This is a genomic window from Ectobacillus antri (assembly GCF_003852715.1).
GTDB lineage: Bacteria > Bacillota > Bacilli > Bacillales > Bacillaceae_G > Ectobacillus > Ectobacillus antri.
Window position 1 is genome coordinate 1 of sequence record NZ_RIAV01000002.1, and the last position, 13,623, is coordinate 13,623.

At 38.3% G+C, this 13,623-nt stretch carries 15 protein-coding genes and 3 tRNA genes; 16 read left to right on the top strand and 2 right to left on the bottom strand.

Going from position 1 to position 13,623, the window contains the following annotated elements; all coding sequences use genetic code 11:
- Positions 1-323 precede the first annotated feature (323 nt).
- The 9 genes from gerE to EEJ45_RS02475 all read left to right on the top strand — a co-directional run bounded on the left by gerE (position 324) and on the right by EEJ45_RS02475 (position 6,184).
- Complete coding sequence (gene gerE, locus EEJ45_RS02435; RefSeq protein ID WP_028402973.1) at positions 324-548, top strand: spore germination transcription factor GerE; 225 nt, start codon at positions 324-326, stop codon at positions 546-548.
- 147 nt (positions 549-695) lie between these two features.
- Entirely contained in the window at positions 696-1,487 is a 792-nt protein-coding gene (racE, locus tag EEJ45_RS02440) for a glutamate racemase (protein WP_124563206.1), read from the top strand.
- Positions 1,488-1,646: 159 nt separating this feature from the next.
- The gene (locus tag EEJ45_RS02445; RefSeq protein WP_124563207.1) at positions 1,647-2,702 is read left to right on the top strand and encodes a GerMN domain-containing protein; all 1,056 of its coding nucleotides are present in this window, start codon (positions 1,647-1,649) and stop codon (positions 2,700-2,702) included.
- A gap of 100 nt (positions 2,703-2,802) precedes the next feature.
- Entirely contained in the window at positions 2,803-3,558 is a 756-nt protein-coding gene (gene rph, locus EEJ45_RS02450; RefSeq protein ID WP_124563208.1) for a ribonuclease PH, read from the top strand.
- Positions 3,555-4,169 (top strand): XTP/dITP diphosphatase, encoded by a 615-nt coding sequence (locus EEJ45_RS02455; protein ID WP_124563209.1) that lies wholly within the window; start codon positions 3,555-3,557, stop codon positions 4,167-4,169. The genes rph and EEJ45_RS02455 overlap by 4 nt, the downstream gene beginning before the upstream one ends.
- Positions 4,156-4,665, top strand: coding sequence for a metallophosphoesterase (locus tag EEJ45_RS02460; protein WP_124563210.1), 510 nt, complete (start codon positions 4,156-4,158; stop codon positions 4,663-4,665). Before EEJ45_RS02455 ends, EEJ45_RS02460 begins: the two co-directional genes overlap by 14 nt.
- A gap of 188 nt (positions 4,666-4,853) precedes the next feature.
- Positions 4,854-4,927, top strand: a tRNA-Gly gene (locus tag EEJ45_RS02465).
- 1 nt (position 4,928) lies between these two features.
- A tRNA-Arg gene (locus EEJ45_RS02470) sits at positions 4,929-5,005 on the top strand.
- Positions 5,006-5,149: 144 nt separating this feature from the next.
- Positions 5,150-6,184, top strand: a complete 1,035-nt coding sequence (locus EEJ45_RS02475; RefSeq protein WP_124563211.1) for a tyrosine-type recombinase/integrase — start codon at positions 5,150-5,152, stop codon at positions 6,182-6,184.
- A gap of 105 nt (positions 6,185-6,289) precedes the next feature.
- Here EEJ45_RS02475 and EEJ45_RS02480 read toward each other — a convergent pair whose 3' ends face one another.
- The gene (locus EEJ45_RS02480) at positions 6,290-7,042 is read right to left on the bottom strand and encodes a DUF3888 domain-containing protein (protein WP_124563212.1); all 753 of its coding nucleotides are present in this window, start codon (positions 7,040-7,042) and stop codon (positions 6,290-6,292) included.
- A gap of 287 nt (positions 7,043-7,329) precedes the next feature.
- Between EEJ45_RS02480 and EEJ45_RS02485 the strand changes: the two genes are divergently transcribed.
- From EEJ45_RS02485 to EEJ45_RS02515, 7 genes are all read left to right on the top strand, one after another.
- Positions 7,330-7,911 carry a recombinase family protein gene (locus EEJ45_RS02485; RefSeq protein ID WP_124563213.1) on the top strand — a complete coding sequence of 194 codons (582 nt, stop codon included), beginning with the start codon at positions 7,330-7,332 and terminating at the stop codon, positions 7,909-7,911.
- Positions 7,912-8,561: 650 nt separating this feature from the next.
- Positions 8,562-9,104 (top strand): helix-turn-helix domain-containing protein, encoded by a 543-nt coding sequence (locus tag EEJ45_RS02490; RefSeq protein WP_124563214.1) that lies wholly within the window; start codon positions 8,562-8,564, stop codon positions 9,102-9,104.
- Between the two features lie 23 nt (positions 9,105-9,127).
- Positions 9,128-9,769 carry a hypothetical protein gene (locus EEJ45_RS02495; RefSeq protein ID WP_124563215.1) on the top strand — a complete coding sequence of 214 codons (642 nt, stop codon included), beginning with the start codon at positions 9,128-9,130 and terminating at the stop codon, positions 9,767-9,769.
- 16 nt (positions 9,770-9,785) lie between these two features.
- Entirely contained in the window at positions 9,786-10,124 is a 339-nt protein-coding gene (locus tag EEJ45_RS02500; protein ID WP_124563216.1) for a hypothetical protein, read from the top strand.
- Positions 10,125-10,185: 61 nt separating this feature from the next.
- Complete coding sequence (locus tag EEJ45_RS02505; RefSeq protein ID WP_164464182.1) at positions 10,186-10,659, top strand: VanZ family protein; 474 nt, start codon at positions 10,186-10,188, stop codon at positions 10,657-10,659.
- Between the two features lie 80 nt (positions 10,660-10,739).
- Positions 10,740-11,156: a hypothetical protein gene (locus EEJ45_RS02510; protein ID WP_124563218.1), complete on the top strand. Its 417-nt coding sequence runs from the start codon at positions 10,740-10,742 to the stop codon at positions 11,154-11,156.
- A gap of 411 nt (positions 11,157-11,567) precedes the next feature.
- Positions 11,568-11,640, top strand: a tRNA-Arg gene (locus EEJ45_RS02515).
- 132 nt (positions 11,641-11,772) lie between these two features.
- Here EEJ45_RS02515 and EEJ45_RS02520 read toward each other — a convergent pair.
- Positions 11,773-13,611, bottom strand: a complete 1,839-nt coding sequence (locus EEJ45_RS02520) for a PTS fructose transporter subunit IIABC (protein WP_124563219.1) — start codon at positions 13,609-13,611, stop codon at positions 11,773-11,775.
- Positions 13,612-13,623 lie beyond the last annotated feature (12 nt).

Consider the following 13,623-nt stretch of genomic DNA (forward strand, 5'->3'; position numbering starts at 1 on the left):
TTCGCGGAGCACGAGAGAGCGGAAATTAGAGTTTAGGTGTCCCGCAAGAGCGTCTCGCGGAGCACGAGAGAGCGGAAATTAGAGTTTAGGTGTCCCGCAAGAGCGTTTCGCGGAGCACGGGAGAGGGTAAATCTAAGATCAGGTACCACCCCCGCATAAACTAGCCTAAAGCCCTTATACATAACAGGAACAAGTACCCTTCGCCCTCCCAAAAAAACTGTCGTGATGCATGCACCACGAGTCACATGTGTTCATACAATACAAAGACTAAATGAATACCCAAATCCCAATTTGGCTCAGGGCAGGCAAGGAGGGTTATACAGTTGAAGGAAAAAGACTTTGGATCTAAACCGTTACTTACGAAACGTGAGAGGGAAGTATTCGAGCTGCTTGTGCAAGATAAAACGACGAAGGAAATCGCCGGCGAATTGTTCATCAGTGAGAAGACAGTCCGGAACCACATTAGCAATGCAATGCAAAAGCTTGGAGTAAAGGGGCGCTCTCAAGCAGTAGTAGAGCTTCTTCGTATGGGAGAGCTTGAACTATAAGAGAAAAGCCGACTTTCACCTTGAAAGTCGGCTTTTTGTTTGTAAACTCTTGCAAATTCAGTAGAAAAGGAGCAAAATAGGATATTGAATTGCGATGTACTCGCATCGCAATAGGCTGCTAGTACAGACAGAAAATGGGGCGATGTTTTGAATAAGGCAATAGGTGTGTTGGATTCCGGAGTTGGCGGATTGACAGTTGCAAGAGAGATTATTCGCCAGCTGCCGAAGGAACGAATTATTTATGTGGGAGATACGGCTCGCTGTCCATACGGTCCACGTCCGCAGGAAGAAGTGCGTACATTTACGTGGGAAATGACAGATTATTTATTGTCTCAAGATATAAAGATGTTAGTCATCGCATGTAACACGGCGACTTCCGTTGTATTAAAAGAAATGCAGGAGCGTTTATCAATTCCGGTTGTTGGTGTCATTCATCCAGGTGCGCGCACCGCACTCAAGGTGACGCGCAATTACCAGGTCGGTGTGATTGGAACAATTGGAACGATTGAAAGCGGTGCATATACAGACGCATTGCGTTCTATTAATAATCGTGTAGAAGTGGAAGGATTGGCTTGTCCGCCGTTTGTACCGCTCGTTGAAAATGGTGAGTATAATAGCGTGCATGCGCGAGCTGTTGTTGCTGAGACACTGCAACCACTGAAAGAAACGAATATTGATACACTTATATTAGGCTGTACGCATTATCCTATTTTAGGACCGGTTATCCAGCAGGTGATGGGAGATTGTGTAAAGTTAATTAGTTCTGGTGATGAAACAGCACGTGAAGTAAGTACTATTTTATATCATAATCAAATGCTAAATATAGAAGAAGACGGAGAGCATTTGTTTTTAACGACAGGTTCTGTTGAGAAATTTAAAGAAATTGCATCTAGTTGGTTTGGTCAGCCAATTGAAAATGTAAAACATATTACGTTGTAAGAAGAGATCATGACTGTAATAGATGTACGTATATACAAACCGTGCTGCCTTGTGCAGTGCGGTTTTTTCGTTAGTAAATAATTTTTTGGTCAAGCTGGTCTAATTACAATACATAGCCTGTATACATGATAGTACAAACCATCTCAGGAGGGGAATGTTATGCAAAAAACAACGAAGTGGGTTGCTTGTGCTGTCGCGAGTTCTGTATTGTTGACCGGCTGCGGCATGTTTGGAGAACAAAAGAAAGAACAGATTGATCCGCCGAAAAATGTAACATATACAAAGGAAGAACAGGCGAAGCAATCCGGTGAGAAAAAGATAGAGGCAGCAAAACGGGAGCTCTACCTGGTTGACAAAAACGGCTTTGTGGTACCGCAAGCATTGGCTCTTCCGGATGCCAAGGACAATGCAGTTATTAAGCAGTCTTTAGAATACCTAGTCAAAGACGGTCCTGTTACGAATTTACTGCCGAACGGTTTTCAAGCGGTATTGCCAGCAAATACAACTGTGAATGGTGTAGACATTAAAGATGGAACCGCGATTGCGGATTTCTCCGCCGAATTTAAAAAGTATAAAAAAGAAGAAGAGCGCCGCATTGTTGAGGCGATTACTTGGACACTCACGCAATTTAAAGATGTGCAGCGCGTTAAAATTCGGATAGACGGTCAAGACTTGGCGATGATGCCTGTGGATAAAACACCAATCGGAGAAGGGTTGAGCCGTGCTGATGGTATTAATTTTGATGATCGACAAGTACTTGATGTTATGAATACAAAGCCAGTTACGCTATATTTTGTAGCTCAAAACAATAAGCAAACATACTATGTACCAGTTACACGACGTATCGCAAATAATAAAGAAACGGCTACAAAAGAGGGCGAAGTAATGGCAGTAGTAAATGAACTTGTAAAAGGTCCTTCTTATAAATCCCAGCTTTCAAGCGATTTTAATGCTGGGGTTAAGGTGTTAACACCACCGAAGCTCGAGGGTGGTAAGGTAACGCTAAACTTTAATCAAAATATATACGGTGATACTAAGAAAAGCATGATTTCAAATCATGTACTGCAGGCGCTCGTATTGTCTTTGACGGAACAAAAGGGTGTGGAAGGGGTAGCGATTCAGGTGGATGGTAAGGGGAATATTGTAAAGGAAAACGGAGAAAAGCTAACTGCGCCTGTAACAAGACCGCAAAATGTGAACACAGGTAGTTTCTAATGAATATATTTTGCTATACTTAAAAAGAAGAAGGATTCCTTCTTCTTTTTTCCATTCATAATCACTTTTTTGGTCATACTACAGGGTAGGAGGGGTTTATATGAGAGTGGACGGACGTCAAAACAATGAGCTGCGACGTATACATATTCAAACAAATTATTTAAAGCACCCGGAAGGTTCGGTTCTAATTGAGGTAGGCGATACGAAGGTAATCTGTGCTGCAAGCATCGATGATCGGGTACCATCGTTTATGCGTGGAGAGGGAAAGGGTTGGATTACGGCGGAATACGCGATGCTACCTCGCGCGACAGAGCAACGCACTATTCGGGAATCTAGCAAAGGAAAGGTGTCCGGCCGCACAATGGAAATTCAGCGTCTGATTGGCCGTGCACTGCGCGCCGTAGTAGATTTGGAAGCACTCGGTGAGAAGACCGTGTGGATTGATTGTGATGTCATTCAAGCGGATGGCGGTACGAGAACAGCTTCAATTACTGGAGCGTTTGTTGCAATGGTATTGGCGTTTCAAAAGCTTGTAGAAAACGGAAAGCTGACGCACATTCCGGTTAAAGATTATTTAGCTGCGACATCTGTTGGTATCATTGATGAGCATGGTGTTGTACTTGACTTGAATTATATGGAAGATTCTGCAGCCAATGTGGATATGAATATTATCATGACAGGAAAAGGGCACTTTGTGGAAGTACAAGGAACAGGTGAAGAAGCAACATTCAGTAAAGAAGAAATGGCTGCGCTTCTTGAGATGGCCGAACATGGTATACATAAGCTGGTAGCCATTCAGCAAGAAGCACTGGGTGAAATTGCAGAACAAATGGATGAAAGGATGAAAGCGCAATGAAGGATGTGGTAATCGCAACAAAAAATATGGGCAAGGTACGCGATTTTGAGCTGTTGTTTTCTCGCTATGGATTGCGTGTAAAGTCACTGCATGATTTTCCTCATATTGAAGAGGTAGAAGAAACAGGTGAGACGTTTGAAGCGAACGCGATTTTGAAAGCCGAAGCGTTATGTAAGCAGCTAGGGCATACAGTTATTGCGGACGATTCAGGACTCATTGTTGATGCGTTGTTAGGTAAGCCAGGTGTATATTCTGCGCGCTATGCAGGAGAGCCAAAGGACGACCAAAAGAACATTGAGAAGGTACTGGATGAGCTTACAGGTGTACCGAAAGATAAGAGAAAAGCACGCTTTTATTGTGCTCTCGCAGTTGCTTTTGCAGATGAAAACAAAAAGCCTGTGATTGTGAACGGTACTTGTGAAGGCACTATTTTGGAACAGCCGCGCGGCATGAACGGTTTCGGTTATGATCCTATCTTTTATGTGGAAGAGTATAAAGCTGCGATGGCCGAGTTATCATCTGAGCAAAAAAATACAATTAGTCACCGCGGACGAGCGCTTCGCAAGCTAGAGGAAAAAATTCCGGAGTGGTTTTTAGATGATGAACTGTAAGGTACTGATTGTTAGCGATAGTCATGGCATGACAGGAGAGTTACAGGAATTATACAACCGACATGCCGTGGATGTATATATTCATTGTGGTGACTCGGAGTTGCCCGCTGCACATCCGGCACTTGCAGGCTATTCTGTTGTGAAAGGTAACTGCGATTTTGAATCGGCATATCCTACTAATTATGTAGAAAAAGTGAATGGTTTATCTATTTTTGTAACGCATGGCCATCTATACAATGTGAAAATGACACTGCAGAAGATCTGGTATAAAGCAAAGGAAGCGGGAGCGCAGGTTGCCTGTTTTGGTCATTCTCACATCATGGGTGCGGAACTAATTGAGGATGTGTTGTTGATTAATCCCGGCAGCATATTGCTGCCGCGCGGCCGGAGGGAGCGCACTTATGCACTCTTAGATGTGCAAAACAAACAAGCAACCGTCATTTTTTATGAGTTAAGCGGCAAAGAAGTGGCAAAAGAATCATTTGTATTACAATAAGAGGGCGAACAGCCCTCTCTTTTATAAGAAAGTAAGCAATGGCCGCAGTAATTTGGCGACTTTTAAAGAGAATCTGTCAACATTAAATTTTTGGCTACTTTTTCTAATAAAAATGAAAAAACGTGTTGACTTCAATATGTTATAAGAATATAATAAAGAATGTCGATACGACATCATGTAAAACACATGCGGGTGTAGTTTAATGGTAGAACTTCAGCCTTCCAAGCTGATAGCGTGGGTTCGATTCCCATCACCCGCTCCATGTCCCAGTAGCTCAGCAGGATAGAGCAACGGCCTTCTAAGCCGTCGGTCGGGAGTTCGAATCTCTCCTGGGACGCCATTACATAACAGTTTAACCTTTGATATGACAGGGGTTTTGACAGATAAGGGATGCTAACACAGATTATAACACTGTGGGAGCATCTCTTTTTTTATCCCTACAATTTTCTATTGCCTCCAAGTTAATTTTACTGGAGGAGATAGCATGACAAAGAAAAAAGGTATTTTTGATGTAGGAGCAGATATTAACCTGTTTAAGCATGGCATAGGATCAGGAGCAGAGACTAAGCCATCTGGGCAGTCTAAGTACTCAGGAACATCCTCAGCTCATACAACAGTAGCTGTAAAGGAAGAAGGCAGAGATTTAGACAGTGTTATTGAAATTATCATTCAGCAAATGAAAGTTAGTGGATACAGAGAAAGAACTATTACTGACTATTTAAACTACATGGTACAGTTTAGGAAAGCCACAAATGTAAAATATCTTGAGCAAATAACAACAGATACTATATACTCATGGCTCAATTCAATGGATGTATCCAATCAGACTAAACTGACTAGGCTAAAATGCCTCAAGGCTATTCTAGGCAAGTGTTTTAATAATGGATGGGTACAATCAAAGTTTTGGCATGGCATTAACATTAAAGTTGATAAACAGGTCAAGAAAGGTGCTAAGAAAGATGATGTAATGGTTTTACTCTCTTTGTTAGACTTAAATACCTTTATAGGTTTGAGGGATGCTGTGGCAGTTCTCACTCTTTATAGAACAGGGGTTAGAATAAATACTCTGGGACAACTCCAAGAGAAACATATTGATTTTGAGAATAAGCTATTATGTATGGATGGAACAATATTAAAAAACCACAAGCTGTTAAAGTTACCTCTTGATGATGAGTTATTGCATCTGATGAAAGTTCTTATAATGCAAAATAACAAAATAAGGGAGTATTATGGGCAGAAAAACTCTTATCTGTTTATTAGCTATAAAGGGACATCATTAGATACAAAGTCAACTAATAATGCTATATCTAAGCAGCTCCACAAATACTCTAAAAGATATGGATTAAATAACATTAATCCTCATGCTCTTAGAAGGGGTTATGCAAAGAGCTTATTAGATAAAGGAGCTAACTTAGCATTAATATCTAAGGCTCTTGGACACTCTAATTTAGCTGTTACAACTCAGTATCTAGATTTAGATGTTGAGGAAGTTGCTGATAATCTGAGGGATTTTTTATAAAAGGTATCTCCTCCTGCTGTTTTAGCAGGGGGATTTCTTTGTTTGCATACAGAAAAGACAGAGCTGAAAACTCTGCCTCTTTGTCTAGTTGGTTATTTTTAAATTTTACATGTACCAAATTAATTCTTTTTTCATTTTTTTCCCTTGCTTACTTTTTTTATCTATAACTTGCCAAGTACCATCTTTCTTTTCCAGTGTATAAACCTCATTTGTACCATTTGCTCTTTTAAAAAGAATATATCCTTTGTTATCCTTAATAAAAGTAACTGGTTTAATGACATTCTTTAAAGGTGGTTTAATGTCAGCGTATGGAATGTTGGCACTAATTTTTTCTACAATGTCTGAGAGTTGTTTGTACTCCTTTTGCTTTTCTGATTTATATAACAATTGGTTATAGGTATAAGGCAAATAAGTATCTAATTTTAAATTAAATGATTTTATAATATCTGTTATTGTATCCTGATAGAATTTTTTAACTTTTTCCTCATCTTTATCTCCCTCATGAATAAAGTCAATAGCCTTTACTCCAGCAGGATTTATTTCAAAAGTTATAGTTTCTTTCCCATAAGGGGGATTGTGAGCATGTTCAAAAGTCTCAACTTGGACTTTTACTTTAAAGCTATAGCCACCCTCACTTTCCCTGTTAATACTTAAAATTTCAGCATCAAATAAACCAAATTGTTTGTATTCACCATAATAATTATTTATTTGATCTGATATATAAGGTGAAAGTGTAGTTAGTAAAGTATCTTGCAATAGCTTATTATCTAAATTTATTGGGCTTGCTTCTATCTGGTAAGGTATCATAAGTAAGAAAAAGATAATACCTGTAATTAATAAATTAACTTTTTTCCTCATTTTATCTGCCTCCTTTACCTCTTCTTTAATTTTACTGTTACCTATATTAAAGAAAGTATAAATTGGTATATATTTACATATAAAGTATTTTTCATTTTAGATATTTATCAGGCACTTCTCCCCCTGCTCCATACCCCCTAGTCCCCCCCTGTACCCCCCTATAACATCTAGTGTCTATTTAGACTCTACCTTAATTAGACAAAATAATTACTCTGAATTATACTGAGTTTCTAGTGTCTATTTTAAATGTCTATTTAATTATCTGCATACATCAGGAGGATACATATATGGCTAAACAGTATGGATATGCAAGAGTTTCAACAGCAGAGCAAAGTCTTGAGGTACAGATACAGGCTTTAAAAGAGGCTGGAGTATCTGAGATTTTCAAAGATAAAGCAACAGGTAGAAATACTAAAAGGGATGGCTTACAGTCTCTCCTGAGTATTCTAGATGTTGGAGATACCCTTGTGATAACAAAGTTAGATAGGATAGCTAGGAATGTTAAGGAAGGCATACAGCTTATAGATGAATTAGCAGAGAAGGGAATAAAGCTCCATGTACTTAATATGGGATTGTTTGATGGTACAGCTACCTCAAAGCTCCTGAGGAATATACTGCTCTCTGTAGCTGAGTGGGAGAGAGAAATGATACTTGAGAGACAAAGAGAAGGTATTGCAATAGCTAAGACTCAAGGTAAGTACAAGGGTAAGCCTAAGAAATACACAGATAAAAATCCTGCTCTAGTCCATGCTTTAGAGTTGTTTGCAAACAGAGCAACAAATGGTAAGACTGTAAAAGAAATATGTGAGATAACTAAAATTAGTAGAGCATCCCTGTACAATATAGCAAAAGAGAAGGGGATTATTTAAGGGCATCCAATGTGATGCTCTTTTTTTTTCTTTTTTAAGTGGTCTTCTCCCTGTGATCTGTGGAAAATACAAACTTTAAATATTTTTATGAATTGAGATACTCTGCATTTCTTGGATGTTGCATGGTTAGAAACATTGATATAACAACATTCCTACTTTATAGAAAATCCAAGACCAGCTTATCCATTCCTGTAAATTGCCTTAGTCAATAATTTCAATTTTCTCTCTAGGTAAGGCATTCCCCTAACATTCCTCTTGTTTACTTACTCCATAAATGAAAAAGGGATTCCATATATATTCATTACAATCTGTCACAGTTCTGCATTGAATTTCTAATGATAGTTTTGTGAGCAGGTTGTTTAGTAAGAAATTGTAAAGCCTGTCACAGCAAAATTTAATCATCTAAATAAAGGTTGGAGGGAAGGAATATCTTATGTCACAGTTTCCATTTCTCATCTAATTATAGTTATGGGCAGTCAATCAATTCTAACTGTCTAACATTTTAAGGGGGAATGTCTACTTAACACTAAAGAACTGAAAGACATGAAAGCAGAGAAAGATTTTAAAGGTTGTAAAGGATGGATAGTACAACTATTCAATACAACTTTGTATCAATATGAGTAACAACAATATTAATAGGAGGTAAGTAAATGAATGCAGTGAATGAAAAAAACTCAAAACATATTCCTAGAGATACCATTCAACAAGGAAAGACTCTGCTGAGTGAAAGGCTTTCTAATACTGATTTAGAACAAGAGCCATTTGTTCATCTGTCAGTAAAAGAATCTTACAATTTTGCTACTGATGAAATTGATAAAAAAGTTTATCTATCATTAGACAAAGACTTTATTGCTCAAGGAGGACTGTCCAAACTTCATCCCTCAGCATTAAAAGTATTACTTGTTATTGCATCTCATACTGATAAAGATGGTTATGCTTGGATTTCACAGGAGAGCATTGGAAATCTAGTAGGACTTTCAAGACAGCAAGTAGGTGTTGTAGTTCATAAGTTTTTGTTAAGCAATGTTTATCTAAATAAAAAGCTCTTGGAGGCAATAAAGCTAAGGAAAAAAGATGGTCAGGAATTTTATCTTTATCATCCAATCAACTGTTATCTGGATTATGAGGTGTACTCAGGAGAAGATGAGCTTTCTAGGGAGTACCAGGAATTAGATGCAATTGAAATTGACTAATAAATTATTTGGGGGAATTTAAAATGAGAACAGAGATTAATAAACCAATTGTAAAAAAGAATATGGCTGCTAAACTTGATGAGCTAAAAACTTCAAGACAGGAAATAGAGACATATTTAGAGGAGCTAGAGGAGCAGGAGAAAAAGGATAATGAATATATAAAATCATTAAAAGATAGATTGACTGAGGCTGAGGAGGCAAAAGCAACTGCCACTGATAAAGAAACTGTCAAAAAAGCAATCATTACAATTACAGAGCTAACTCAAGAGATTACATTAGAGGAGGCATCTGCTGTAGCAATGGCTAACAAGTCTAATCAGGAACTGAGTAAACTAGTAGAAACTTTCTTTGATAAGTATGTTCAGTCTAGGCAGATATTTAATAACTTAAAATATGTTTTCATTGCTGAGACAAGCCCTAAATCAATAGAGGCAGACATAGCAGAGTTAAAAGAAATTATGATGAGTATCAATGGTTCTTTTGCAATGGTAAAGAGTATCATGACTGATAGGAAATTGGTTTCTACAGCAGATAGGTTCTTTAATGCTCCATCAGGAAAGAGAGTTCATCTAAGTCAGATGGGATTAGAAATTAACAAGCTAGAGCATTTAAGGCAAGACATAATGCCTCTTTTAAGAGATTTGAAAAATGAGGGGTTACTCTAAAGGAGGAGAAAGTCAAATGAGTATTAATTATCTGTTTAATACTTGGAGAGTCTCAGAGAATCAAGCTCCTGTATTTAGTCAGAAGTCTTATAACCTCCTGAGAATTAATACAGAAAGCAAGGGTTACACAGGAGAAATACTAGGAGCTATTTTGTTTCTCCATTATGTCAAAGGTCTCACAGTTTCTGAAATTAGAAAAACTCCAATAGGCTATACTATCCCTTATGTCCATATAAAGAGCATATTAAAAGGATCATTTAATCCAAAGGCATATAATTTGTTTATGGATATGCTTAACACTGAACCTGAGATGTTGGACAATTTATTTAACAAAGATAAAAAAATCAATGCTTAACTCAGCAATTGAATAATTACTAGGTCTTGGACATATACCTCTCTTTAGGGAGGTGTGTGTCTTGAAGCTTGTTAGCAATAAATACATTATTATTCTTTTTTGTTTTTACATTACCTTAGTCTTGAAATTTAGTTTTATTGGTGTTGGTGTTTCTTTTCCAGAAAGGCTTTTAGGGAATTATGATGATGTATCACACAATTTAATCCCTTTTGAAACCATAGGGACTTATTTAACCAATTTTCATCATTATAATTTCAATACTTGGTTTTATAATACTTTTGGCAATGTTTTATTGTTTATGCCTTTAGGAATTCTACTTCCACTTATCTTTACTAAGATAGGGGGGATTAAACAGTTAATCCTAGCATCTTTTATTGGTATCCTGACAATAGAGTTTGTTCAATATTTTACTTTGTTAGGTGTTTTTGATATTGATGATATTATTCTAAATCTACTTGGTGTTGTTTTAGGATTTTGCATTTTAAGTCAATTTACAAAATTTAGAAAGAGAATCATCATACACAAGTTTAGATAGGTAGTTGTTTATTTTTAGGGCAGATGTAAAACTTCTCATAATTTTCTAAGTTAAAGACAGAATAATTTAGAGGTGAAAATATGAGAAAAATACTCTTGCTCTTTATTTTATTTATTTTTATGTTTCCAACAGTATCCTTAGGGGACATACTTGGTTCAGAATGCCCTAAATCTGAAAACCTTGTAAGGACTACTGATAAAGATAAAGATGAACTTGTGAAAGCCTTGAATGAAATAATTCCAAAAGTATATGGGGCAAGCCCTGAATATAAAGAATGGAAAATTGAAATTATTGAACCTATGCCAAGTCTTACAGGTTTTGAGGAGAATTATTACAAAATGGCAATAAACTTTTGTGGAAAGGAAGTAGCAGATCATTCATGGTTTGTTAGGTTAAGGTTTCCAAGACTACTTCCTGCTCAAAGTGCATCATTAGGGGAGCTTTACATTGTAAAAGATAAAAACAATAATTGGTTTGCATGGTTTCAATATCATTAATAATTAATGAAACAGGAGAGGCAACTTAATACCTCTCCTTTTATATTCCTAAAATTTAAATGTATTAATAATCTGATATGCCTTTTAACCATGTTTGTATTTTAGTAAATGCCTTATCTTTGTGAAGGAAAAGGAGTAAGCATACTTTTTTTACTTTGACTATACCTGCTGTATGTCTAGATAACAGGTTGGAACTGTTTCTCCAATAAGCTATAAATTTGCAACTTGAATTAGAGGATAATCCTTGATATTTAGTCAGGAACTGAGTTATTCTGTTGATATAAGGTAATAGAACTTTGTTAGGGAATTGTACTAATCCCTACTATAAATACATTGTAGACAGACAGTGAAAAATTAATCTGTGTTAACCTTTGATATGCCTGTTGTTTGGCTGATAAGGGACAGTATTCCTCCCAGTAGCTCAGCTGGATAGAGCAACGGCCTTCTAAGCCGTCGGTCGGGAGTTCGAATCTCTCCTGGGACGTTACTGAAAATCTCGTTACTATATAGTGACGAGGTTTTTTATATGTACGAACGCACAACAATACAGGTTGTATTTTGTAATTATCGTGAGATTTCATAAAAAAACTGCGCTTGTCTATGCAAGCGCAGTTTTTTATGCTTCATTTCGTTTTTTCCACACACCGAGCACAACAGCGGTCACGATGGAACCGATTAGAATTGCTGCAATATATAGAAGAGGCTTATTCACCAACGGAACTACGAACAAGCCGCCATGCGGTGCGGGCAATGTGATGCCCGCTGCCATTGTGATGCCTCCTGCAACAGCTGAACCAAGAATGCAACTGATAATAACACGCAGTGGATCAGCTGCTGCAAATGGAATGGCGCCTTCTGTAATAAAGGATAAGCCCATAATGTAGTTAGTGATACCAGATTTTCGTTCTGTGTCCGAGAACTTTGTTTTAAAGAAGGTTGTTGCTAGTGCGATACCAAGCGGTGGTACCATACCTCCTGCCATAACAGCGGCGTGCGGGCCAAAATTTTGCGCCTCGATGGCCGCTAGACCAAATGTGAAGGCTGCTTTATTAATGGGCCCACCCATATCGATAGCCATCATTCCTCCTAGAATGATACCTAATAAGACTGCATTTGCACCACTAAGACCATTTAACCAACTTGTCATGCCTTTATTTAACGCAACAACTGGATCATTTACAACTAAAATCATAATTAAACCTGTAAGCAATACGCCGAATAAAGGATATAATAAGACCGGTTTAATCCCTTCAAGTTGCTGTGGTAGAGCTTGGAATACTTTTTTAAGTAACACGACAATATAACCTGCCAAGAAGCCAGCGATTAATCCACCGAGAAACCCTGCTCCTGCCTGTGCTGCTAGATAGCCACCGACCATGCCGGGTGCGAAGCCAGGACGATCAGCAATGCTGCTCGCAATAAAACCAGCTAATACAGGTACGATAAAGAAGAATGCGCCTTTGCCGCCGCCAATTTCCATCAGAAGTGAAGCGATAGGACCTTCTGCTTTAATGCCGCCAAATGCGAATGCCAAGGCTATTAATATACCACCGCTCACGACGAATGGAAGCATGTTAGACACACCGTTCATAAGATATTTATAAAAACCGACGCGTGTATCTTTAGTTGCTGTCTTGCTACCGTTTCCTTGGTATACAGGACCATCCTGTTTTAAGGCGCGCTTAATGAGCTCTTCTGATTTTCGAATCCCTGCCGCTACCGGTACTTGTATGACGTGCTTTCCTTTAAAGCGCTCCATCTCCACCTGCTTGTCAGCTGCGACAATAATGGCTGTGGCATTTTGGATGTCTGTTGCTGTTAATTCGTTTTTTACACCTGTGGAACCGTTTGTCTCGACTTTGATGTTTACGCCGAGTTCCTTCGCTTTTGCTTTTAAGGCATCCGCAGCCATGTATGTATGAGCAATACCAGTTGGGCAAGCGGTAACAGCAAGGATAGAGCCTTGTTTTGCTGCACTCGGTTGCTCTTCGCTCTCGATTTGCTTTTCTTTTTCATCTATGAGTGTTAATACTTCTTCCTCTGTTTGCGCTTTCAAAAGGTTAGAACGAAATTCAGTATCCATTAAAAAGGAGGATAATCGTGAAAGTGTTTCTAGGTGTGCTTGATTTGCGCCTTCACTTGCTGCAATCATGAAAAATAAATGAGCAGGCTGACTGTCTAAAGACTCATATGGAACGCCGGATACAGATTTTGCAAAGCAAATGGCTGGCAGTTTTACTGCTTGTGTTTTAGCGTGCGGAATTGCAATTCCTTCGCCGATGCCAGTTGTGCTTTGCGCTTCGCGCGCTAAAATTGCTTCTGTAAATCTTTCTTTATCTTGTAATCGACCTGCTTGCCAAAGTTTTTCAACCAGCTCCTCGATTGCTTCCTGCTTAGAAGAGGCTTGTAAAGACAAGATAATAGTATCTCTTTGTAGCAATTCTGTAATTTTCATGGCTTACCCCTC

Bases quoted from the DNA above. Each gene is read 5' to 3' on its own strand.
- EEJ45_RS02445 (WP_124563207.1), top strand. From the start codon at position 1,647: ATGCAAAAAACAACGAAGTGGGTTGCTTGTGCTGTCGCGAGTTCTGTA.
- rph (WP_124563208.1), top strand. From the start codon at position 2,803: ATGAGAGTGGACGGACGTCAAAACAATGAGCTGCGACGTATACATATT.
- EEJ45_RS02455 (WP_124563209.1), top strand. From the start codon at position 3,555: ATGAAGGATGTGGTAATCGCAACAAAAAATATGGGCAAGGTACGCGAT.
- EEJ45_RS02460 (WP_124563210.1), top strand. From the start codon at position 4,156: ATGATGAACTGTAAGGTACTGATTGTTAGCGATAGTCATGGCATGACA.
- EEJ45_RS02475 (WP_124563211.1), top strand. From the start codon at position 5,150: ATGACAAAGAAAAAAGGTATTTTTGATGTAGGAGCAGATATTAACCTG.
- EEJ45_RS02480 (WP_124563212.1), bottom strand. From the start codon at position 7,042: ATGAGGAAAAAAGTTAATTTATTAATTACAGGTATTATCTTTTTCTTA.
- EEJ45_RS02485 (WP_124563213.1), top strand. From the start codon at position 7,330: ATGGCTAAACAGTATGGATATGCAAGAGTTTCAACAGCAGAGCAAAGT.
- EEJ45_RS02490 (WP_124563214.1), top strand. From the start codon at position 8,562: ATGAATGCAGTGAATGAAAAAAACTCAAAACATATTCCTAGAGATACC.
- EEJ45_RS02495 (WP_124563215.1), top strand. From the start codon at position 9,128: ATGAGAACAGAGATTAATAAACCAATTGTAAAAAAGAATATGGCTGCT.
- EEJ45_RS02500 (WP_124563216.1), top strand. From the start codon at position 9,786: ATGAGTATTAATTATCTGTTTAATACTTGGAGAGTCTCAGAGAATCAA.
- EEJ45_RS02510 (WP_124563218.1), top strand. From the start codon at position 10,740: ATGAGAAAAATACTCTTGCTCTTTATTTTATTTATTTTTATGTTTCCA.
- EEJ45_RS02520 (WP_124563219.1), bottom strand. From the start codon at position 13,611: ATGAAAATTACAGAATTGCTACAAAGAGATACTATTATCTTGTCTTTA.